Source organism: Curtobacterium sp. APC 4022 (genome assembly GCF_030407555.1).
GTDB lineage: Bacteria > Actinomycetota > Actinomycetes > Actinomycetales > Microbacteriaceae > Curtobacterium.
This window is the reverse complement of the sequence record NZ_JASDDD010000011.1, coordinates 20,641-39,343: the sequence shown is the minus strand read 5'-3', so window position 1 is coordinate 39,343 and position 18,703 is coordinate 20,641. Positions and strand designations below refer to the sequence as shown.

Annotated in this window: 21 protein-coding genes; 11 read left to right on the top strand and 10 right to left on the bottom strand. The window is 71.4% G+C overall.

Annotation, left to right across the window (positions count from 1 at the left end; translation table 11 throughout):
* Nucleotides 1-92 precede the first annotated feature (92 nt).
* The 3 genes from QL987_RS05530 to QL987_RS05520 all read left to right on the top strand — a co-directional run bounded on the left by QL987_RS05530 (nt 93) and on the right by QL987_RS05520 (nt 3,149).
* Nucleotides 93-1,238, top strand: coding sequence for an AI-2E family transporter (locus QL987_RS05530; RefSeq protein WP_290156680.1), 1,146 nt, complete (start codon nt 93-95; stop codon nt 1,236-1,238).
* Nucleotides 1,239-1,372: 134 nt separating this feature from the next.
* Nucleotides 1,373-1,834, top strand: coding sequence for a BLUF domain-containing protein (locus tag QL987_RS05525; RefSeq protein ID WP_253462817.1), 462 nt, complete (start codon nt 1,373-1,375; stop codon nt 1,832-1,834).
* A 49-nt stretch (nt 1,835-1,883) separates the two neighbouring features.
* Nucleotides 1,884-3,149: an APC family permease gene (locus QL987_RS05520; protein ID WP_290156679.1), complete on the top strand. Its 1,266-nt coding sequence runs from the start codon at nt 1,884-1,886 to the stop codon at nt 3,147-3,149.
* A gap of 44 nt (nt 3,150-3,193) precedes the next feature.
* Here QL987_RS05520 and QL987_RS05515 read toward each other — a convergent pair whose 3' ends face one another.
* Both QL987_RS05515 and QL987_RS05510 read right to left on the bottom strand, forming a co-directional pair.
* A complete protein-coding gene (locus tag QL987_RS05515; RefSeq protein ID WP_290156678.1) occupies nt 3,194-4,360 on the bottom strand; it encodes a low temperature requirement protein A in 1,167 nt (388 codons plus the stop codon).
* Entirely contained in the window at nt 4,357-5,118 is a 762-nt protein-coding gene (locus QL987_RS05510; RefSeq protein ID WP_290156677.1) for an SDR family NAD(P)-dependent oxidoreductase, read from the bottom strand. Before QL987_RS05510 ends, QL987_RS05515 begins: the two co-directional genes overlap by 4 nt.
* A 115-nt stretch (nt 5,119-5,233) precedes the next feature.
* Between QL987_RS05510 and QL987_RS05505 the strand changes: the two genes are divergently transcribed.
* The gene (locus QL987_RS05505; RefSeq protein ID WP_290156676.1) at nt 5,234-6,343 is read left to right on the top strand and encodes a hypothetical protein; all 1,110 of its coding nucleotides are present in this window, start codon (nt 5,234-5,236) and stop codon (nt 6,341-6,343) included.
* A 30-nt stretch (nt 6,344-6,373) separates the two neighbouring features.
* Here QL987_RS05505 and QL987_RS05500 read toward each other — a convergent pair whose 3' ends face one another.
* From QL987_RS05500 to QL987_RS05490, 3 genes are read right to left on the bottom strand one after another with little or no spacing between them, the layout of a single operon-like run.
* Nucleotides 6,374-6,529 carry a hypothetical protein gene (locus QL987_RS05500; RefSeq protein WP_290156675.1) on the bottom strand — a complete coding sequence of 52 codons (156 nt, stop codon included), beginning with the start codon at nt 6,527-6,529 and terminating at the stop codon, nt 6,374-6,376.
* A 34-nt stretch (nt 6,530-6,563) separates the two neighbouring features.
* On the bottom strand, nt 6,564-7,046 hold the full coding sequence (locus tag QL987_RS05495) for a GNAT family N-acetyltransferase (protein ID WP_290156674.1): 483 nt from the start codon (nt 7,044-7,046) through the stop codon (nt 6,564-6,566).
* 43 nt (nt 7,047-7,089) lie between these two features.
* Nucleotides 7,090-8,196 (bottom strand): acyl-CoA desaturase, encoded by a 1,107-nt coding sequence (locus tag QL987_RS05490; RefSeq protein ID WP_290156673.1) that lies wholly within the window; start codon nt 8,194-8,196, stop codon nt 7,090-7,092.
* A 163-nt stretch (nt 8,197-8,359) separates the two neighbouring features.
* Between QL987_RS05490 and QL987_RS05485 the strand changes: the two genes are divergently transcribed.
* The 6 genes from QL987_RS05485 to QL987_RS05460 all read left to right on the top strand — a co-directional run bounded on the left by QL987_RS05485 (nt 8,360) and on the right by QL987_RS05460 (nt 12,916).
* Nucleotides 8,360-9,076, top strand: a complete 717-nt coding sequence (locus QL987_RS05485; protein ID WP_290156672.1) for an alpha/beta hydrolase family protein — start codon at nt 8,360-8,362, stop codon at nt 9,074-9,076.
* A 49-nt stretch (nt 9,077-9,125) separates the two neighbouring features.
* The gene (locus QL987_RS05480; RefSeq protein WP_290156671.1) at nt 9,126-10,151 is read left to right on the top strand and encodes an LLM class flavin-dependent oxidoreductase; all 1,026 of its coding nucleotides are present in this window, start codon (nt 9,126-9,128) and stop codon (nt 10,149-10,151) included.
* 51 nt (nt 10,152-10,202) lie between these two features.
* Entirely contained in the window at nt 10,203-10,880 is a 678-nt protein-coding gene (locus tag QL987_RS05475; RefSeq protein ID WP_290156670.1) for a DUF402 domain-containing protein, read from the top strand.
* Between the two features lie 71 nt (nt 10,881-10,951).
* Nucleotides 10,952-11,473, top strand: coding sequence for a GNAT family protein (locus QL987_RS05470; RefSeq protein ID WP_290156669.1), 522 nt, complete (start codon nt 10,952-10,954; stop codon nt 11,471-11,473).
* A 49-nt stretch (nt 11,474-11,522) separates the two neighbouring features.
* Nucleotides 11,523-11,804: a hypothetical protein gene (locus QL987_RS05465; protein ID WP_290156668.1), complete on the top strand. Its 282-nt coding sequence runs from the start codon at nt 11,523-11,525 to the stop codon at nt 11,802-11,804.
* Between the two features lie 236 nt (nt 11,805-12,040).
* A complete protein-coding gene (locus QL987_RS05460; RefSeq protein WP_290156667.1) occupies nt 12,041-12,916 on the top strand; it encodes a hypothetical protein in 876 nt (291 codons plus the stop codon).
* Here QL987_RS05460 and QL987_RS05455 read toward each other — a convergent pair.
* Entirely contained in the window at nt 12,858-13,613 is a 756-nt protein-coding gene (locus tag QL987_RS05455; RefSeq protein ID WP_290156666.1) for an NUDIX domain-containing protein, read from the bottom strand. The genes QL987_RS05460 and QL987_RS05455 overlap by 59 nt on opposite strands.
* 95 nt (nt 13,614-13,708) lie before the next feature.
* Between QL987_RS05455 and QL987_RS05450 the strand changes: the two genes are divergently transcribed.
* Complete coding sequence (locus QL987_RS05450) at nt 13,709-14,950, top strand: hypothetical protein (protein ID WP_290156665.1); 1,242 nt, start codon at nt 13,709-13,711, stop codon at nt 14,948-14,950.
* A 153-nt stretch (nt 14,951-15,103) separates the two neighbouring features.
* Here QL987_RS05450 and QL987_RS05445 read toward each other — a convergent pair whose 3' ends face one another.
* The 4 genes from QL987_RS05445 to QL987_RS05430 form a co-directional block, all read right to left on the bottom strand.
* Entirely contained in the window at nt 15,104-16,378 is a 1,275-nt protein-coding gene (locus tag QL987_RS05445) for an SGNH/GDSL hydrolase family protein (RefSeq protein ID WP_290156664.1), read from the bottom strand.
* Between the two features lie 279 nt (nt 16,379-16,657).
* Nucleotides 16,658-17,599, bottom strand: coding sequence for a GNAT family N-acetyltransferase (locus tag QL987_RS05440; protein ID WP_290156662.1), 942 nt, complete (start codon nt 17,597-17,599; stop codon nt 16,658-16,660).
* 271 nt (nt 17,600-17,870) lie between these two features.
* Nucleotides 17,871-18,206, bottom strand: a complete 336-nt coding sequence (locus tag QL987_RS05435; protein WP_290156661.1) for an ASCH domain-containing protein — start codon at nt 18,204-18,206, stop codon at nt 17,871-17,873.
* A gap of 29 nt (nt 18,207-18,235) precedes the next feature.
* Nucleotides 18,236-18,610 carry a transcriptional repressor gene (locus QL987_RS05430; protein ID WP_111073225.1) on the bottom strand — a complete coding sequence of 125 codons (375 nt, stop codon included), beginning with the start codon at nt 18,608-18,610 and terminating at the stop codon, nt 18,236-18,238.
* Between the last annotated feature and the right edge of the window lie 93 nt (nt 18,611-18,703).

The following is an 18,703-nucleotide window of genomic DNA, read 5'->3' as shown; positions in this document are numbered from 1 at the left end:
CGGTACGGTCGGGGCGGGTCGTCGCTGCCGTCGCCCGTCCACCTGCAGCGGCACGGCTCCGTCGTCGTGCCGCGCTGATCGTCCGGAGCGCCATGCCCTTCCTCCGCCACGCCCCGTCGTCGACCTCCCCGGACGCTGTCCCCGGACGTCGGTCACCCTGGTCGGACGGCTTCGGCCGTCTGGCGGTCCGGTGTTTCCAGCTCATCGGGGTGCTGATCGTCCTGGGCGTCCTGGTGACCGCGCTGTCGCAGGTCGGTGTGGTGACGATCCCGGTGCTGTTGGCGCTGATCATCGCGTCCGCCATGTACCCGATGGCGGGGTGGTTGCGTCGGCACGGGGTGCCGTCGTTGGTCGCGACCCTGGTGTGCTTCGTGGCGGTCCTGGCGGTCCTGACCGCGATCGGGTGGTTGCTCGTGGCGGCGGTGTCGCAGCAGATGCCGGCGTTGCGCGAGTCGGCGGTGGACGGGTTGCAGCAGCTGCACGACCGGGTGCAGCACCTGCCGGTGACGATCACGGACCGGCAGATCGACCAGTTCGTGGACACGGCCGTCGGCTTCGTGACGAGTTCCCGCTTCGGTGCGGGGGCGTTGGCGGGCCTGTCCGCGCTGACGACCTTCGTGACCGGCTCGGTGTTGACCGCGGTCATCCTGTTCTTCTTCGTCAAGGACGGTCCGGCGCTGTGGGAGTTCCTGCTCCGCCCGTTCACGGGGGCGTCGTACGAGCGGGCGCGGCGCATCGGGGACCGGGTGGTGTCGACCCTGGGTGGCTACGTGCGGGGGAAGGCGGCGATCGCCACGTTCGACGGGATCGCGATCGGGTCCGCGTTGCTCCTGCTCGGGGTGCCGCTGGCCGTCCCGCTCGCGGTGGTGGCGTTCGTGACGTCGTTCATCCCGATGATCGGTGCGCCGATCATCGGGCTCCTGGCAGCGCTGGTGACGCTCGTCACCCTGGGGCCGTGGCAGGCCCTGGCGGTCGTCGTCATCGTCGTGGTGGTGAACCAGGTCGAAGGCAACTTCCTGCAGCCGGTGCTCATGGGCAGGTCGCTGCAGTTGCACGGACTCGTGGTCCTGGTCGCGCTGACGGCCGGCACCGTGGTCGCGGGTGTGACGGGGGCGATCGTCGCCGTGCCGCTCGTCGCAGCGGTGTGGGGCGTGGTGCAGGTGTGGGACGGTGAGGACCGTCCGGCGGAGCCGTGGCGGCAGAAGCGTCGGGAGACGGTGGCGGTCGGGACCGACTGACGGACGGGAGGCGCGGGGCGGCGCCGACCCGCGCCTCCCGTCCGGCTGCTGGTCGGGACCGCCAGGAGTGCGGTATCCGGATCCGTGTGGCGGCCACGGTTGACCGTTGCACCGGACGCGAGGGATCGTGGATCGTGCTCTCCCTCGTCTACATGTCCGTCGCCGTCGACGACCTCACCGACGCCCAGCTCGTCGACCTGCTGCGGGACGCCCGCCTGAAGAACGACGCCCTCGGTGTCTCCGGACTGCTCGTGGCCAAGGACGGCCGCTTCATGCAGGTCCTCGAGGGTCCGGCGTGGAGCGTCGAGGACCGGTTCGCCGCGATCCAGCACGACCCCCGGCACCGGGACGTCCGCTCGCTGAGCCGCGAGGACATCGACACCCGTCGGTTCGACGGCTGGTCGATGGCGTTCGGCAACCCGTCCGATGCCGAGCTGCGTGACGAGCCCGGGTCCAGTGACTTCCTGCAGCGACGCGGTGGTCTGCCGGCGGGGCTGTCCGGGTCACCGGCGGACTGGCTGCTGCGTTGGTTCCGCGGCCGGCAGCTGCTGGACACGCCGCTCGAGTCGGTGTCGCTCGGCCGGCACGCGGCCTGAGCCGACCGGCGGCTCCGCGCTGTTCACCTGATCCGGTCAGGATGCCGGGGTGAGCTCTTCCGCGACCGGTGCCCTCGCCCGACGTCTGCGCCTGCACGACGCCGTCCTCATCGGGCTCGGCTCGATGATCGGTGCCGGCGTGTTCGCGGCGTTCGCGCCCGCGGCAGCCGTCGCCGGCCGTGCGATGCTCGTCGCGCTGCTGCTCGCGGGCGTCATCGCCTTCTGCAACGCCACGTCCTCTGCGCAGCTCGCGGCGCGGTACCCGACATCCGGTGGGGCGTACGTCTCCGGACGCGAACGCCTCGGTCCCTGGGCCGGTTTCACCGCCGGGTGGGGGTTCGTCATCGGCAAGACCGCCAGTTCTGCGGCGATGGCGATGACCGTCGCCGCGTACCTGGTCCCCGAGCCGTGGCAGAGGCCCGTCGCGATCGTCGCGGTCCTCGCCCTCACGGTCGTCAACACGTCGGGCATCACCCGGACGGCGTTCCTCACCCGCATCCTCGTCGCGGTCGCGGTCGCGCTCGTCGCCCTGACGGTCGTGGTCGTCATCGGGCTCACCCACACCGGACCGACCGTGGACGACCCCGCCCCGGCGCCGACGCCCGTCGGGGTCCTGCAAGCCGCCGGGTTCCTGTTCTTCGCCTTCGCCGGGTACGCCCGCATCGCGACCCTCGGCGAAGAGGTCATCGACCCTGTCCGGACCATCCCCCGCGCGATCACCACCGCCCTCGGCATCACCCTCGTCGTCTACGCACTGGTCGCGGTCGCCACGCTGCACGCACTCGGGCCGGGAGGCACGGCCGCGTCCGGTGCGCCGCTCCGGTCCGTCGTCGCCACGGCCGGGCAGCCGTGGGCCGGAGTGGTCGTGCAGATCGGAGCGGCTGCCGCAGCGCTCGGCGCACTGCTGGCGATGATCGCCGGCATCGGACGGACGAGCCTGGCGATGGCGCGGAACCGCGACCTGCCGGGGTGGTTCGCCGTCGTGGACCCGCGGACGTCCGTCCCCGCTCGTGCCGAGGTCGTCCTCGGCCTGGTCGTGTGTTTCGTCGTCGCCGTGACCGACCTGCGCGGGGCGATCGGGTTCTCGTCCTTCGGGGTGCTGCTGTACTACTTCGTCGCGAACACGGCCGCCCTGACGCAGGAGCGACGTGACCGGCGGTACCCGCGCCTCCTGGCCGTCGGTGGAGCGGTCGGGTGTGTCGTCCTCGTGGCGGCGTTGCCGGTGCCCTCGATCGTCGGTGGGGTCGTGGTGACCGTGATCGGGTTGGCGTACCGGGGCGTCCGGATCGCCCTGGCGTCCGACACCCGTACCTGACGGGCTGACGGGCTGACGGGCTGACGGGCTGACGACGTCGAGGGTCAGGCCTCCGGGCGGTCGCGATGGCCGCTGGACGACGCGACCTCGAGCGTCACGACCACCGCGACGACGAGCACCGCGGTCAGCGGGAGCGACACCGCCGGCAGCGCGATCGACGCGACGACGGCCAGGGTGAGGGCGACCACCAGCACGTTCACGCGCAGTGGCAGGGACGGGCGGATCGCCAACCACCAGATCGACAGCACGAACAGGGCGACCGGGACGGCGACGGTCGCGGCGACCGCCGCGTCGGTCAGCCCGCCGTGTCCCGCATCGGCCTGCACGGCGACCTCGATGCCAGCCGGCAGGGCACCGGCGGCGGCGAAGACGACGTAGTGGCCGTACCCGAACAGCAGTGCCGTCGGCAGCGAGCGGATGTGGTCGTGCTGCTCCCGCGAGAAGTAGATCCACCACATGCCGACCGTGATCACGAGCCCGCAGGCGGCGAGGGTCAGCAGGGAGCCGAGGTGCTCGGTGTGCGCCAGGGCGTCGATCACCGCGTTCGCCGAGGCGACCAGCCCCTCACCGAGGACGATCAGCGTGAACAACGAGTACCGCTCCGCCAGGTGGTGCGTGTGCCACTGGGTGGTCTCGGCGCCGGTCTCCGCCCACACCGGCACCAGGACCTCGGCGAGGATGAGGAACGGCGTCGCGACCGGGCGGAACTCGAGCGGCAGCGCGAGGGAGGCCACCCACAGGACCTGCACGAGGACGACCCCGACCGCGTAGCGCAACGCGGTCCGCCGGTACCGCGGCGACGAGACCGCGGCGCGGATCCACTGTCCGACGAGCGCCAGGCGCATCAGGACGTACCCGATGATGCCGATGGTGAAGTCATCGTCGACCATCGCGTCGTGCACCCCCGCGGCGAGCACCAGCACCCCGGCCATCTGCACGACCGTCATCACGCGGTAGAGCCAGTCGTCGGTGTCGAACGAGGTCGCGAACCAGGTGAAGTTCACCCAGGCCCACCAGATCGAGAAGAACACCAGGCAGTACGAGAACACGGCGGACGCCAGGTGTCCCCCGGCCTCGATCTCGTGCAGGTTCGTCGCCGCCAGACCGACCGCGACGACGAACACCAGGTCGAACAGCAGTTCCAGCGGGGTCGCGGCGCGATGTCGTTGCGCAGGGTCGCGCGGTGCCATCCGGCGCAGTCCGATCGTCATCGAGCGGTCCAGCCCCCGTCGATCGGCAGCGCCGTCCCGGTGACGAGCGATGCGCCCGGGCCTGCCAGGAACGTCACGGCGGCAGCGACCTCCTCGGGCCGGCCGATCCGGTGCAGCGCCGCGATCCGCTCCACCGTGTCGGCCCGGAACGCGTCGTCGGACAACGCCGGAGCGGTGCCGTCGGTCTCGATGAAGGTCGGCGCGACGGCGTTCACGCGGATGCCGTACTGCCCCCACTCCACGGCCAGGCACTTGGTCAGGTGGATCACCGCGGCCTTGCTCAGGCAGTAGACGGACTCCCCGGGCAGCGCCACGAGCCCCGCCTGCGAGGCGATGTTCACGATCGACCCGCCGCCCGCGGTCCGCATGTGCTCGGCCACGTACTGCGAGATGAAGAACGTCGACTTCGTGGTGAGCGCCCACACCGTGTCGAAGTGCTCCTCGGTCACGTCGAGGGCGTCCTCGACGATGCCGCCGCCGGCGTTGTTGACGAGCACGTCGATCCTCCCGAGCTCCGCGACGACGGCGTCCACCGCGGTCCGGCAGGAGGGCAGGTCCGTGACGTCCATCGGCACGACCACCACGCGTCGGCCCGCCCCGCGGATCTCGTCGGCCAGGCCTGCCGCTGCCTCGGGGTCGCGGACCCCGAGCGCCACGTCGGCACCGTGGGCCGCCAGGTCGAGCGCGACGGCACGGCCGATGCCGCGGGACGCCGCGGTCACCAGGGCGACGGATCCGGTCAGGGTGGAGGGCTGCATGGGGTGTCCTTCGCGGGTCGGCCGGCGGTCGTCGTCGGCACGGACGGGAGGCGCGACCAGCGTCGTCGCCGCTGCCATCCTCCTGCAGACGGCCCGGGCGTGGAAGGATCCGGTGGTGCAGCAGACGACGCCCGACGAACTCCTCGATGGTCCCCGGTTCCGAACCCTCTGCCTCGCCGTGGCCGCCAGGCTCGACGCGGGCGTGGACCGGGCCGTCGGTGCGCTCCTCGAACCGCTCACCACGAGCTACGGGTTGCTCGCCGACCTCCGTCCGGAGCAGGACGCCGCCGACGCCCTCGCCGCCGTCCTGTCGAGCGTGGACACGAGACAGCTGGCCGCCTGGACGCATCCGCTGCGGTTCCTCCCCGTACTGGAGCACACGGTCGAGTCGGCGATGCCGTGGCAGCCACCGTTCGTCGAGGACGCGATCACGGGCCTCCCGGCCGTGCGGAACGCACTCCGGACTGTGGCTGAGGCAGTCGTCGCCTCCCCGTCCGCCGCGTGGTGGGGCACGGACGTCGACCGGACGGCGCAGTGGGTGACGCAGCCGGTGCGGAACGGTGTGCCGGAGGTCGTCGCGTCCGCGCGGTCGGTGGCCGAGGTGCTCGACCGGTGGCGGCGCTACGTCGTCGCCGGTGAAGGACGATCCCGCGTCGACGGGCCCGTGGCGGACGCCACTGGTGGCGTTTGGTGGTCGACGCCCCACGAGTTCGGTGACGAGCCCGGCGGAGCAGCGATCCTGCCGTCGTCGACGCGGCGCATCGACGGCCTCGGCTCGTCCGGGTCGACCCTGGTCGAGGACTCCTTCGGCGACGACGAGGTCCTGCTCCGATCCCTGCAGCCGCCAGCCGGCGCCCGGGTGTTCGAGGTGCACGGCGCCGCGGACTGGGCGCGCCTGGTCGAGCGCTACCCGATGTCGGTGCGGTGGGCACGACGGCGGGAGTGGTGGGAGTCGACCGGGCGCGACGAGCACTGGTTCCTCCCCGACTACGCGGCCGTCGCGGCGGACCACGACGCCGTGCACGTGTCCGTGCAGGGCTACCTCGCCGCAGCCGGTCGGGCGATCGACGTCGACGGCGGTGCGACGGTGCTCGCCGGGTGGGCACCGGACGAGACGTTCTGGCTGACCGACGACATCGTGATCGAGCCGGATGCGGAGCGGTGGCAGCTGCGCTCCGCCGAGGACGAGGACGAGGACGACGAGCCGAGGTGGGTCCGCACCTGATGCGGCGGCGACCGGCTGCTCGGGGCCTGCTCAGGAACGGGAACGAGCCCGCTTGCGGTCCGCGCGACGAGCGCGCCACTCCCGGTCCTGGCGTTCCTGGGTCGGGCTCTTCTGCGTCGACCCGCGCACCGCCAGCGCGAGCAGCACGATCGTCCCGACCACCCCGATCGGGAACAACAGCATCATCAACACGGTCCCTCCCCCACGTCTCGGGATCACGCTAGTGCTGCACCGATGCGCCCGGAAGTCCCCGGTCGAGCGGACGTGTCCACGCGACCTCCCGGTCCAGCTGGCCCGTCGTCAGGAACAGGCGCACCTGCTGCGTCTCCGGCAGGGCCGCGACGAGCCTCTGCCGGTCTGCCGACACGAATCCGAGGCCCTGCCAGAACGGGCCGGACCGCCGGGAGAACAACCAGGCACGCTCCGCGCCGTCGTCTGCCGCCCGGTCCAGCGCGAACCGTGCCAGGCGTGTCCCGGCACCGGCCGAACGCCGTCCTGCTGCGACCGCGACGCTGCGGACGAGGACGTCCCGGCCGTCGGCGCTGCACTCGTACCCGGTGCTGCCGACGACCGTGCCGTCGGGGTCGCGTTCCACCCACAGCCGGACCGACTCGTCGTCGAGTCCGGCGAGGGTCAGGTCGCTGTCGCGGAGGAATGATCGCAGCTGCTCGATGTCGGTGCCGGAGACCGGGGAGAGGACCATGCAGTGATCTTCCCTCGGCCGTCCGGCTCCTGTCCGGCTGCGGTCAGTTGATGCGGAGCTGCGACACCATCGGGCAGGTGAAGGGGTCGCGTGCTGCGAGTCCGACGCGGTTCAGGTAGGCGACGACGATGCCGTACGAGCGCAGCAGGGTGGTCTCGGTGTACGGCACGTCGAGGGTGTCGCAGTGGTCGCGGACCAGCAGGCGTGCCTGCTTCAGCGCCGGGCGGGGCATCGAGGGGAACAGGTGGTGCTCGACCTGGTAGTTCAGGCCACCCATCAGGAACGACACCCACCAGCCGCCGCGGATGTTGCGCGAGGTGCGGACCTGGCGGGAGAAGAAGTCGACCTTGGCGTCGTGGGCGATGGTCGGCATGCCCTTGTGGTTCGGGGCGAACGAGGCGCCCATCATCACGCCGAACACGGCCAGCTGCACCCCGAGGAACGCGCACGCCATCCCGAACGGCAGGAACCAGAACACGGCCGTCAGGTAGATGCCGAAGCGGGCGACGAGCAAGGAGCCCTCGATGATCCGGTGTCGGCGGTCGGCCGTGGTGCCGGTGCCGCTGATGACCGCGCGGACGGCGGACCAGTGCAGGTTGATGCCCTCGAGGGTGAGGAGCGGGAAGAACAGCCAGCCCTGGAAGCGGGTGAAGACACGCTTCAGGCCGGACGCGGGCACGTCCTCGGGGATGAAGGCGATGACGCCGGGCGCGATGTCCGGGTCCTTGCCGACGGTGTTCGGGTTGCCGTGGTGACGGGTGTGCTTGTTCATCCACCACGAGTAGCTGAGGCCGACGAGGAACGTGCCGACGTAGCGGCCGGCCCGGTCGTTCCACCGCTGCGACGCGAACACCTGCCGGTGCGCGGCCTCGTGCGACAGGAACGCGAACTGGGTGAACAGGACACCGAGCACACCGGCGACGATGAGCTGGAACCAGGAGTCACCGAGGAACGAGAACGCCACCCAGGCCAGGGCGAGCGTGCCGATCAGGGAACCGAAGAGGGACCAGTAGAAACCGGTGCGGCGGCGGAGCAGGTCGTGCTCCTTCACCTGTGCCAGGACAGCCGAGTACGTCGATGTGCTCGAACCCCGTCCGCTCGTCGCGGGACGGGTCCGGGTGTAGCCCGACTGGACAGGAGTGGTGGTCAACGAAGGACCGACCTTCCGTCATCGTGGTCCTTCGACCAGCGCAGAGGAGTTCACGCAATCGCGCTTGCGATGAAGATATGGGCCCAACATGCGAAACCACCTGCACCATGCGGAACTCACGGTGAATCACCGTTGAACGCATCGGCCGTGCTTCGATGTGGGGATGCTGCTGCACGCCGAGACCACCGGGGAGGGCTCCGAGACGGTGGTGCTCCTGCACGGGATGACGGGCTCAGCGGAGAGCTGGTGGCGCGTCACGGGCCTCCTGGCCGACCGCGGAGTCCGGGTCGTCGCAATCGACCTGCCGGGGCACGGACACTCGCCGCGCAGCCAGGCGATGACCCTCCCCGGCGCCGCTGCGTCGGTCGCGGAGACCCTCGATGCGATGGACATCCGGCCGACGGTGACCGTCGGACACTCATTCGGCGGCCTGCTGCTCGCCGCGGCCGTCGCGACCGGGCGGCTCGACCCGGGCGTCGCGGTGTTCGTCGATGCCCCGTTCGCGAGCCGCGGCGGGCACGACCGGGTCGCGGTGCAGGCCGAGTACCAGGCGGACCGAGCGAGCCGGACCGTGGATCGCCTCCGAGCCGAGAAGCCGCACTACGGCGAGCGCGACTGTCAGGTGGAGGCACGCGCAGCCTCCCGGTTCGACCCGGCGACCGCGGCGGCCATCGCGGCGGGACCGGGTGGGACGTGGCTGCCGCGGCCGGGGTCGATCGTCGTCCGCGCGGACCCGAGCCACTACGTCGACGACGCGACCGCTGCGGCGCTGACCGCGTCGGGTGTGGACGTCCGGAGCATCCCCGGGGCGGCGCACTCCGTCTGGTACAGCCACTTCGACCCGTTCGTGGCGGCGCTGCCGGAGGTCTTCGACCGCTGACGCCGATCGTGGCATGGGCACGGGCCCCGATGTCTGGCACGATCGGCGCATGCCCCTCGACGGAACTCCCCCGGAACGTGTCGGCTTCCTCACCATCGGTTCGTTCGACCCCGCTGATCCGTCGGTGGGGATCGAGGACACCCTCCGGGTGATCGAGCGCGGCGAGGCCCTGGGCCTGGACAGCGCCTGGCTCCGCCACCGACACCTGCAGCACGGCATCTCGTCCCCGGTCGCGGTGATGGCTGCCGCGTCGCAGCGGACCTCCCGGATCGAGCTGGGCACGGCCGTCACCCCGATCGGAGCGGAGAACCCGTTCCGGCTCGCCGAGGACCTCGGCACGGTGGACGTGCTGCTCGGCGGCCGGCTGAACCCCGGGTTCTCCGCCGGTCCCCCGATGAACTACGACCTCTACCGCGATGCGATCTACCCCGACACCGCCGACCAGGAGGACCTCGGGAACGACCGCCTGCTGCGCTTCCGCGACCTGGTCGGCGGAGCTCCGGTCAGCGACACCGCCGAGCGACGCGGCATCGAGGAGTTCTCGCGCACGGTCCAGCCCCTCAGCGCCGGCCTGGTCGACCGACTCTGGTACGGGACGGGCAGTACACGGTCGGCCGTCTGGGCTGCCGAGAACGGGTTCCACCTGCTCACCTCGAGCGTCACCCGCAGCGAGGTCGGCACCGACTTCGCCACGAACCAGCGGGCCCAGATCGACGCCTACCTCGCCGCGCACCCGACCCCTGCGACCGCCCGCATCTCCCAGGGGCTCGTGGTCATCCCGACGGACAGCGCGACGCCCGAACAGGAGGCGCGCTACCGCCACTACGTCGACTCGCGTTCCGGCCGGGTCGGGGTGCCGTTCGGGCCCGGCGGGCTGCTCTTCGCGGCGGACCTCGTGGGGACCTCGGCGGAGATCGCCGACCGTCTGCGCGCCGACGCCGGCTACCAGGCGGTCACCGAGGTCGCGTTCGCGCTGCCGTTCGACCTCGAGCCCGACGACTACGCCCAGATCATCACGGACATCGCGGAGCGGCTCGGCCCGGAACTCGGGTGGCGCCCGGCGGAGGCGGGGTGAGCGGACGGGAGGCCCGCCTCCCCCGCTGGGACGGCCGGTACGGTCGATGCCATGGACACGAGCGCCCGTTCCGACCGCCGCAGTGAGCCGTTCGCCCCGGGCGACTCCGTCGTCATCCGCAGCGTGCACGACTTCGGTACCCGCGGGGACGCCGTTGCCTTCGCGGTTGCCGGCCGGGTCCTGGTCGATGACGACGACCTGGCCGTCGTCGCGAGTCCGGTCGGCTCGGCGGTCCGTCGCCGCGCCGGTGTCGGCAGCGGTCCGAACGGACGTCTGGTCCTGCCCGAGGACTGGGACGGCTCCTACGTCGAGGACCGGTGGACCGGCGCGGCGGTCGTCCGCGTGCACCCGACCGGCTCGCAATGGTCCGTGTGGCGCTGGCACGACGGTTCCGACTGGCTGCCCGACTGGTACGTCAACCTCGAGCTGCCCTGGATCCGGACACCGATCGGGTTCGACAGCCAGGACTGGACGCTCGACGTCGTCGCCACCACCGCCCCCGATGGCACCTGGTCCGTCCGGTACAAGGACGAAGACGAACTCGCCTTCTACGCCTCGACCGGCCACTGGCCGGCGAGCATGCGTGCCGTGATCGAACAGGCTGGCGAGGACGCGACCACCGTTGCGCGCGAGCGACGCTTCCCGTTCGACGCCGACTGGTCCGGCTGGGTCCCGGATCCTGCGTGGTCGGCTCCCGGACTGCCCACGGACTGGAGCGTGGTCCGGTGAGCGGACGGGAGGCCCGCCCAGCGCAACCGGCGCGGCCTGCGGTGTCGTGCCTCCCGGACGCCGTCATCCCCGTGGACGCGACGACGGCGTTGACCGCGTTCGACGCGGCGGACGCTCCGGCGCTCGTCGCGGCGGTCGCGGACGCGGACATCCGCCGGTGGTTGCCGCTGCCGCGCCCGTACCCGGTGGAGCTCGCCGAGCAGTGGGTGACCGTGGGTGGTGAGTCGATCCGGGTCAGTGGAGCCGGGCTGGTCCGTTGCATCCGGGTCGACGGGGCTCTGGGCGGCTGTATCGACGTGAAGCGCGTCGACTGGCGAGCCCGCACGGCGGAGCTCGGCTACTGGCTCGCGCCCGGGTTCCGCGGGCGGGGCCTGGCGACCGCTGCGGTGCGCACCCTGTCGTCGTGGCTGCTCGACGTCCACTCCTTCGAACGAGTCGAACTCCGCGTCGCGACCGGGAACGCGGCGTCGGCGCGGGTCGCGTCCCGCGCCGGGTTCGTCCACGAAGGTGTCGCGAGGAACGCCGGGTTCACGGACGACGGCCGGGTGGACCTGGCGGTGTGGTCGCGCGTTCCGGGTGATGAGTCAGGCTGAATTCGAGTGCCGCTCGTGATTCCGCCCGGACGGCCGGTACGGTCGGGGCATGGACAACGGCTGGCGCGGAGCCCTCGCAGCGATCACGATCATCTTGTTCGCCGGAGCGATCGGGACGGCGGTCGGGGTGCTCGTCGTGTTCACGAAGGCTGACGGCGACCTCGAGACGATCGCCGCGAACACGCAGACGATCGTCTGGATGTCGAGCATCTCGGGGACCCTGCTCGTCGGCGCGTTCAGCACGCTGGTCACGTGGTTGGCCGTGAGTGCGGTCGTCCGCGAGCACCAGAAAGACCGCGAGCACGCTGCGCGCCTGGCTCACCACGGCTGACCGCGCGCGGCCCTGATTCCCGTCGACCGTGACCTGCGGCCGAGCGGGATCCTCGGGCGCGCCTCCCGGCATTTCCTGGCCCGGGCCCCGGCCCCGGTCTCCGCGCCGGCCCCGCGTGCTCGGCCCCGCGTGCTCGGCCTCCGTCGTGGCGGTGGCGCGACGGGCCCGGAGCGCACCAGACTGGAACCCGACCACCCGTCGTGGGGACGGGTGGCACGGGGCGCGGGGGTCCGACGATGACGACGACGAGCGGGAACGACAAGCGAGGGTCCTGGTGGGCGCGGCACCGGCGGTGGGTCGTACCGGCCGCGCTCGCACCCATCGGCTACGTGGCGTTCGCCCTGGTCGGCGGGCAGCTGACCTCTGCCGGCAACGGACAGGAGTCCATCGGGCTGTCGCTGCTCGGCCTGCTGTTCCTGCTCGCCGCGTTCGCCGCACCCATCGTGTTCGGCATCATCGCGATCCGACGCGGCCACGACGCCTACCGGGCGTGGCAGCGGTCTCTCGGTCACCTGACCAAGCGCGAGCAGTCGGTGCAGAGTCACCAGGACGCCTACGCGTACGGATGGCGCCACGCGGTGTCACTCCGTGCGTCGCTGATGCGGAAGGAGCTGCCGCCGGAGATCCAGGTCTGGAACGTCGTCCCTCACCACGGTGAACGGTTCTTCCTCAGCGGCTTCCTCGGGTACGCCCGGTACTACGGCACGGACGTCACCTACGGGCAGACCGGGGTCGTCGCCTTCGGACGGCCGGCCTGGGTCGCGGGAGCGGTGATCGGCAACGCCATCGGCAACTCGATCGCACGCTCCCGAGCACAGGCGATGGCGGCCACACAATGGCGGGAACAGCAGCAGGTCGACGTCGTGGTGAGCAACCAGCGGCTGGTCTGCAACGTCGGGGGCCGCGGCTGGCTGAGCTTCGACTGGTCGGCGGTGACGGCGATCTACCCGGACCCCGAGCAGTACAACGTGGTCCTCGAGTTCGGTGGTCAGACGTCGCCGCTGTCACTCACCGGCGCGATGGCGCCGGCGTTGGCGACGATGGCCGTGATGCTCACGCACGGGCACGACGCCCTGGCCGGACATCCGGCCCTGCAGGCGCTCCGGGCCTGACACTGGGCTCACCGACTGCGGCAGGGACCCAACCGTCACTGGTCACGACGCCGTGCAACGCGGCCCACTGGAGCAGCAGGATGGTCTTGCCGTCGACGATCCTGCCGTCGCCGAGCATCGCCATCGCCTCGTCGACCGGCACCTCGAGCACCTCGATCTCCTCGCCCTCCTCGGCGACCCCGCCGCCGGCATCGACGAGGTCCTCCGGTCCGTAGGGGGCGGCGTAACAGTGCACCCGCTCCGTGACCGAGCCGGGGCTCATGAACGCGTCGACCACGTGGGTGAGCTGGCCGAGCCGGACGCCGAGCTCCTCACGCGCCTCCCGCCGGACGGCGGTCTCCGGGTCGTCGGCGTCGAGCAGACCCGCCGCCACCTCGACCAGCATCCCGTCCGGGTGGTCGTTGACGTACGCCGGCCAGCGGAACTGTCGGGTGAGCAGGACCGTGCCGCGCACCGGGTCGTACGGCAGGACAGCGGCGCCGTTGCCCCGGTCGTAGGTCTCACGCTGCTGGGTCGTCCACGAGCCGTCGCGGCCCCGGACGTCGAACGTGGTCCGACGCAGCACGTGCCAGCCGTCCGACGTCACCTCGACGTCCCGGACGACCACGTCGGGGTTGCGGTCGAGGCCACGACCGACCTGGTCGAGACCGGTGCGTCCCCTGCTGTCCGGCTGTGTGGTTCCTCGCGTCGTCGTCACGCTTCGACGCTAGCGGACGTCCCGGCCGCGCACGCCGTCTGCATCCGAGCGGACCGACTCCCCTACAGTCGTGGTCACCGACGAAGAGGTGAGTGATGTCGTACGACTTGTACGTCTACGGAGACGAGGCGGGACCCGAGGCGTTGCGAGCTGCGGCGCTCGTCACCGGTCTGGCAGTCGAGGACGACGGCACGGCCGGATCGTCGCCGTTCGTGGTGGTCCGTGGCGCTCGCCGCCGCTACTCGTTCACGGTGGAACCGCCCGAGCGAGTCGAACCCGAGGACGTCCCCGACGAGATCACCGCGGTCCTGCTCGGCGCGACGTCCCAGGTCGTCGTCCGCATTGAAGGGTCGGAGGCGTCGGAAGTACCCCACGCGATCCGGGCTGCTCGACGCATCGCCCTGGCCATGCGGGGAGCCGTGCACGACGTGCAGACCGACGAAGTCCACCGCCGTGGCTCGACGAGGCGGGCAACACCCGCTCGCGGCGCGATCGTCACGACCCTCGACATCAAGTGGTGGGTGCGGACCGAGGGACTCGACCTCAAGTCCACCGCGGAGACCTTCCTCGAACTCGCTCGCCGGCACCTCCCGGACGCGCTTCCCCGCCGGTACGGCAGGACGGAGCCGCTGCAGCACCGGTGGGAGCCCGGCCGCGCGGAGGCGTTCATGGTCCACCTCGATGAGGATGAACCAGGTGACGCCGGTACCTCGTGGACAGGGAGCGGCCCGGTGGCGTACGGGAGCATCAGCTCATCTGTCTGGGAGGGAGCCGTCGTGGCGTCCCACCACCTGACGATCCTCGCCGACGCCCTCGCCGACGTCCGGTACCGCGAAGCGGTCGTGCGGTTCTTCACCGCCGTCGCCAGCCGGGTCGACGCCGTGTACGCATCCGCCTCGGTCCTGCACGGCGCCGAGTGGTCCGGCCGGCAGCTCTGGTACCCGGTCTCCGCGGAGTACGAGCCCGGCCTCGGCGGTCGCGGTGTCTGGAAGGGGCTGCCGCCGACGCCGAAGTGGCTCTCGTGGTTCGGCACCGACTACGCCGACGAGATCGGCCAACATCTGTCGTTCGGCTCGGTACGACGCCACGACCGCAGCCTGTTCCACCGGGCTGCGGTCGAACCGACCGACCAGGCCGACCTCGCGCGACTGCTGACTCCGCCGACACCCCTCGGCCAGCGGCGCTGGTTCGGGCTCCGCGGGCCACGACAGCGGTCCGCGCCGGAGCCCATCCCGTGGCTTCCGGTCGAGTACCTCGCGATCACTTCACGGACGGATCCGACGACCTACCCGATCGCGGAACCTGCCGCGAAGCTTCCTCGGACGCTGCAGGCGTAGACCGAGTCGATCGTCACCGATGACGATCGGTGCATCGGTCGTGGACGGTGAAGGCTGGGGATCTTCCGGCACCGGGCCGGTCACACCGTCGAGGGAGGCCCGCACGTCACGTGACTCCGCCGCCTTGCTCGCAACGGCGTCGTTCGACGGGTGTCAGGCCGGCGTCGACGTGAAGTACGCGTACAGGATCGCCGCGATGACGTCGTAGCCGGTGTCGCTCGGGTGGATGCCGTCGGACATGTACGGGTTGTCCTTCGCGCCGGTCTGGCCGAAGTAGGGCGGTACGTACGCACCGAGGTCGAAGAACCCGATCGAGACGCCCGGGTTCGCGGAACGGAACGTGTTCACGGCCTGCTGCTGCGCGGCCCGGTACTTCGCCCACTCCGTCGCCGAGGCCGCGCCCAGCTGGTACGGCATGACCACGAGCAACGCGGAGGCCGGACTCCGGTCGTGCACCAGGTCGAGGTAGTTGCGCGTCTGCTCCGTCAGGACCGCCGGGGTGACCTTGCCGTAGTCGTTCGTCCCCCACATCGACGTGATCAGGTCCGGGGAGAACCGACGGAGTGCGTCGGCCCAGCTGTCGTTGCCGTTGGCCGCCGACGACGCGAGCGCGAACCCCTCGGTCCGTGACTCCGACTGCGACGCTTCGAGGACGTGGAACCCACCGTCCTCGTCGCCGTCGAAGAGCTGCCACCCCTCGACGAAGGGTTCGCCGCTGCCCCAGGTGACCGTCACGGTGCGCGTCGCGGAGGCCCGGCGCGGGCTGGTCCAGGTCTGCTCACCACTGGACACGGCCGGCAGCGGGACCGTGGTGCCGTCGATGGTGATCGACACCGCGTCACGCGTGCTCGAGGTCGCGCGCCAGGCGAGCACGAGCGACGTGAAGCGCTGCGTGAACGAGAGCGACCGGACCCGGCTGCTGGTCAGGGCGACGGCACGCCGGCCGAGACCGGACCGCGTGCTCCGGTCCCCCGCGTACGTCGCGGAGCGCAGGTCGATCGCGGCACCGTCCGGCCCCGCGTACGAGACGTAGGTCGCCGTGGCCGGCGGCGTCTTGACGGTGGTGTACTGCGAGCGAGCGGGGACGTAGTCCAGCCCGCCGGGCGCCTGTCCCGCACCGTTGCGGAGTCGTGCCCGCACCCGTGCCGGGTAGCCCTTCTGCGGGTTCGCCGCGCCGAACGCCTCGGTGATCGAGTCACCCGCCGTGACGATGGTCGCGGTGCCGGCGGCGACCTTGCGGAAGAAGCCCGCCAGCGGATCGTTCGCCGCGTACGTCAGCCCCGACGGGATGAACGGCTTGGTGCCCGCCGCCGATGCCGGCGACGATGCCGCCCCGGTCAGTGCTGCTCCACCGAGCGTGACGGCGGCTCCCTGCAGCAGACCTCGGCGCGAGATCCCTCGGCCGCTCTTCGAACTGTGATCCGTCATGGTTCCCCCCAGGAACGTCGATGCGATGGTCACGGCACGGGCACGCTCCCTGCGCCCGACTCGACGTCGGCCGACAGCGGAGCCCCCCCGTCCCACGCCGAGCCTAGGCGAGTCCGTGCCTGAGCGACAGACCGGTCCACTCCCCCGCGCGTGGGGGTCGGACCACAGCGATCACCTGCCGACCGCCCCGGGCGTCGGCGTCCGTACTCGCGGACGGTGATGCCGACGATGGTCGCGGACCCGCCGGCGGACGTCGGTGGCCGACCGTCGGGACTTCCCTCACTGGGTGTGCACGATGCGGACGCGTGTGACGGTGAAGCCGCCTCGTTCGAACGCCGCTCGCATCGGGGTGTTGGCGGCGTCGGTGGTCCCGACGATCCGGGCTTGCCCGTCGTCGTGGTGGACGTGGGTCATCTCGGCGAGCAGGTCGTGGACGTACCCGTGTCCTCGGTGTTCGGGAAGCACGCCGAGGTAGCTGATGCTCGCGTCGTAGGCGGTCCTGGTGGGGATGACCAACCCCACCGTCGTGCCGTCCGGGAGATGCGCGGTCCGCCATGCCCCGCGCTCGCCAGGAAGGGATCGGTAGAAGTCGAGATCGTCGTCGGCGAGGGCATCGACGCCCTCGCGGGCGACCAGGTCGTTGGTGTGGTCGTCGAGGGAGCCGGATGCGACGGCGGCGATCAGCCCCCGGAAGGTCGTGTCCTCGGCGGGGACGAAGCGCAGACGGGTCGACCGTGGAGGCTGCGGATCCGACGGGGTGCGCGCGAAGCTGATCCGCTCGGTGGTGCGGGAGAACCCGCCCAGGTGGGCGGCTTCGTGCCGCCAGCGAGCAGCCGCGACCGCTGCCGGATCACTCCTCCAGTCCGGGGAGACGTCGACGTTGAACTCCAGGGGTGCGCCGTCGCCGAAGGCGTCCAGCCCGGCGCGGACCAGAGCAGCGCCGATCGCAACTGCCTCACTTCCGCGAGCGCTGGCGGTCAGGCAGTCCAGGGTCGCGGGGCGGTCTGCGCCGGACCGCCCCCACCAGAGCGCACGACCGACGGGCCGGCCTGCCTGCTCGGCGACCCAGGACCACTCCGGACGGTAGTTCCCGGTGGCGAGTTCAGCGGTCAGGCGATCCGCACCGATCCGGGCCACGGGGTCGTCGCTCGTCCAGTCGGTGAGCTCTGGGACGCCGTCGCGGCCCGCGCGTCGAACGTGGAGGGTTGCGGTGGCGTTCATCTGCTGCATCTCCCCGTCGTGTCCGTCGCCGAGTCGATCGACACGGCCGGGTCCTCGTCCGACGACCCTAGGCTGCGCGCAGCTCACTGCGCAGCACCGCGGAGACCAGGTGTTCGATCGCCAGCGCGAGCGCGCCGCTCGGTTCGTCCAGGCCGGTACGAGCGAGTCGACGCTGGACGTGCGCCGCACCGGAGTCGAGTGTCCACGGTTCCTCGATGAGGTAGCACGCGACCGCCGGTGGTGCTCGCGGCCGCCGGTGGCAGATCGGCCGTCACGACGGCCCGAGGACGAGTTCGGCGACTTCGACGACGGCGTCATCCGGCATGTCGGGGTAGTAGTTCTCCCGGAGCTGTCGCCCGAAGCGACGCATGTCGGTGCCCGGTGGCTGATGTGCTTGTTCTGCGGTGAGTGTGTCGAGCCGGTGCCGGTTGACGGCCGTGATCGTCCCGGCCAGTGGTCCAGCAGTGGGGTGGTCGTCGAAGACGAACGTCGCAGCGCCGACCTGCACCGACTCGTTCCACCGGACGGTGGTCACCTTCTCGCCGCTGACGACCGCTCGGTGGTGCTTCTGGTGGAAGTGCACGGTGCGCGGAGCTGTTTCGACCATGCACCCACCCTGCCCGACCGAGCCGACCGTCAGCGATCACAGTCGGCACACCGGCCGTGGACGGTGAGGGCCTCGGCCTGCGCGAAGAAGTCCGCGTCCTGGATCACCGCGAGGCGACGGAGCGGCACTTCCTCGATCCGTCCGCACTGGTCGCAGACGAACAGGTCGTCGCCGGGCAGAAGGTAGACGGCTTCGCCCGGAAGGACCACCTCACGGACCCGGCCGACCGCGACGAGGCGGTGCACCTCCCGGTAGACCGTGGACAGGCTGATCGGATCGCCTGCACCCCGCAGGGATCGGTACAACTCCTGCACGGTCGCGCGACGGACCTCCCGGAGTGCTGCGAGGACGCAGTCCGTGTGCCGGCGCTGTTCGCGGTGCACGACCGAGCCGTCGGTTGCCATGCCCTCATCCTCTCGCGAGAACGACGATCACTATCATTTGGGTTCGCAAAGGGGGTCCCTCGTACCCTACGGTTCCGATCGAGAACGGTTCTC

Coding starts and splice junctions, on each gene's coding strand:
- QL987_RS05530 (WP_290156680.1), top strand. CDS start 93: ATGCCCTTCCTCCGCCACGCCCCGTCGTCGACCTCCCCGGACGCTGTC.
- QL987_RS05500 (WP_290156675.1), bottom strand. CDS start 6,529: ATGATGCTGTTGTTCCCGATCGGGGTGGTCGGGACGATCGTGCTGCTC.
- QL987_RS05440 (WP_290156662.1), bottom strand. CDS start 17,599: ATGAACGCCACCGCAACCCTCCACGTTCGACGCGCGGGCCGCGACGGC.
- QL987_RS05510 (WP_290156677.1), bottom strand. CDS start 5,118: ATGCAGCCCTCCACCCTGACCGGATCCGTCGCCCTGGTGACCGCGGCG.
- QL987_RS05445 (WP_290156664.1), bottom strand. CDS start 16,378: ATGACGGATCACAGTTCGAAGAGCGGCCGAGGGATCTCGCGCCGAGGT.
- QL987_RS05460 (WP_290156667.1), top strand. CDS start 12,041: ATGACGACGACGAGCGGGAACGACAAGCGAGGGTCCTGGTGGGCGCGG.
- QL987_RS05480 (WP_290156671.1), top strand. CDS start 9,126: ATGCCCCTCGACGGAACTCCCCCGGAACGTGTCGGCTTCCTCACCATC.
- QL987_RS05485 (WP_290156672.1), top strand. CDS start 8,360: ATGCTGCTGCACGCCGAGACCACCGGGGAGGGCTCCGAGACGGTGGTG.
- QL987_RS05465 (WP_290156668.1), top strand. CDS start 11,523: ATGGACAACGGCTGGCGCGGAGCCCTCGCAGCGATCACGATCATCTTG.
- QL987_RS05495 (WP_290156674.1), bottom strand. CDS start 7,046: ATGGTCCTCTCCCCGGTCTCCGGCACCGACATCGAGCAGCTGCGATCA.
- QL987_RS05450 (WP_290156665.1), top strand. CDS start 13,709: ATGTCGTACGACTTGTACGTCTACGGAGACGAGGCGGGACCCGAGGCG.
- QL987_RS05515 (WP_290156678.1), bottom strand. CDS start 4,360: ATGACGATCGGACTGCGCCGGATGGCACCGCGCGACCCTGCGCAACGA.
- QL987_RS05475 (WP_290156670.1), top strand. CDS start 10,203: ATGGACACGAGCGCCCGTTCCGACCGCCGCAGTGAGCCGTTCGCCCCG.
- QL987_RS05435 (WP_290156661.1), bottom strand. CDS start 18,206: ATGGTCGAAACAGCTCCGCGCACCGTGCACTTCCACCAGAAGCACCAC.
- QL987_RS05430 (WP_111073225.1), bottom strand. CDS start 18,610: ATGGCAACCGACGGCTCGGTCGTGCACCGCGAACAGCGCCGGCACACG.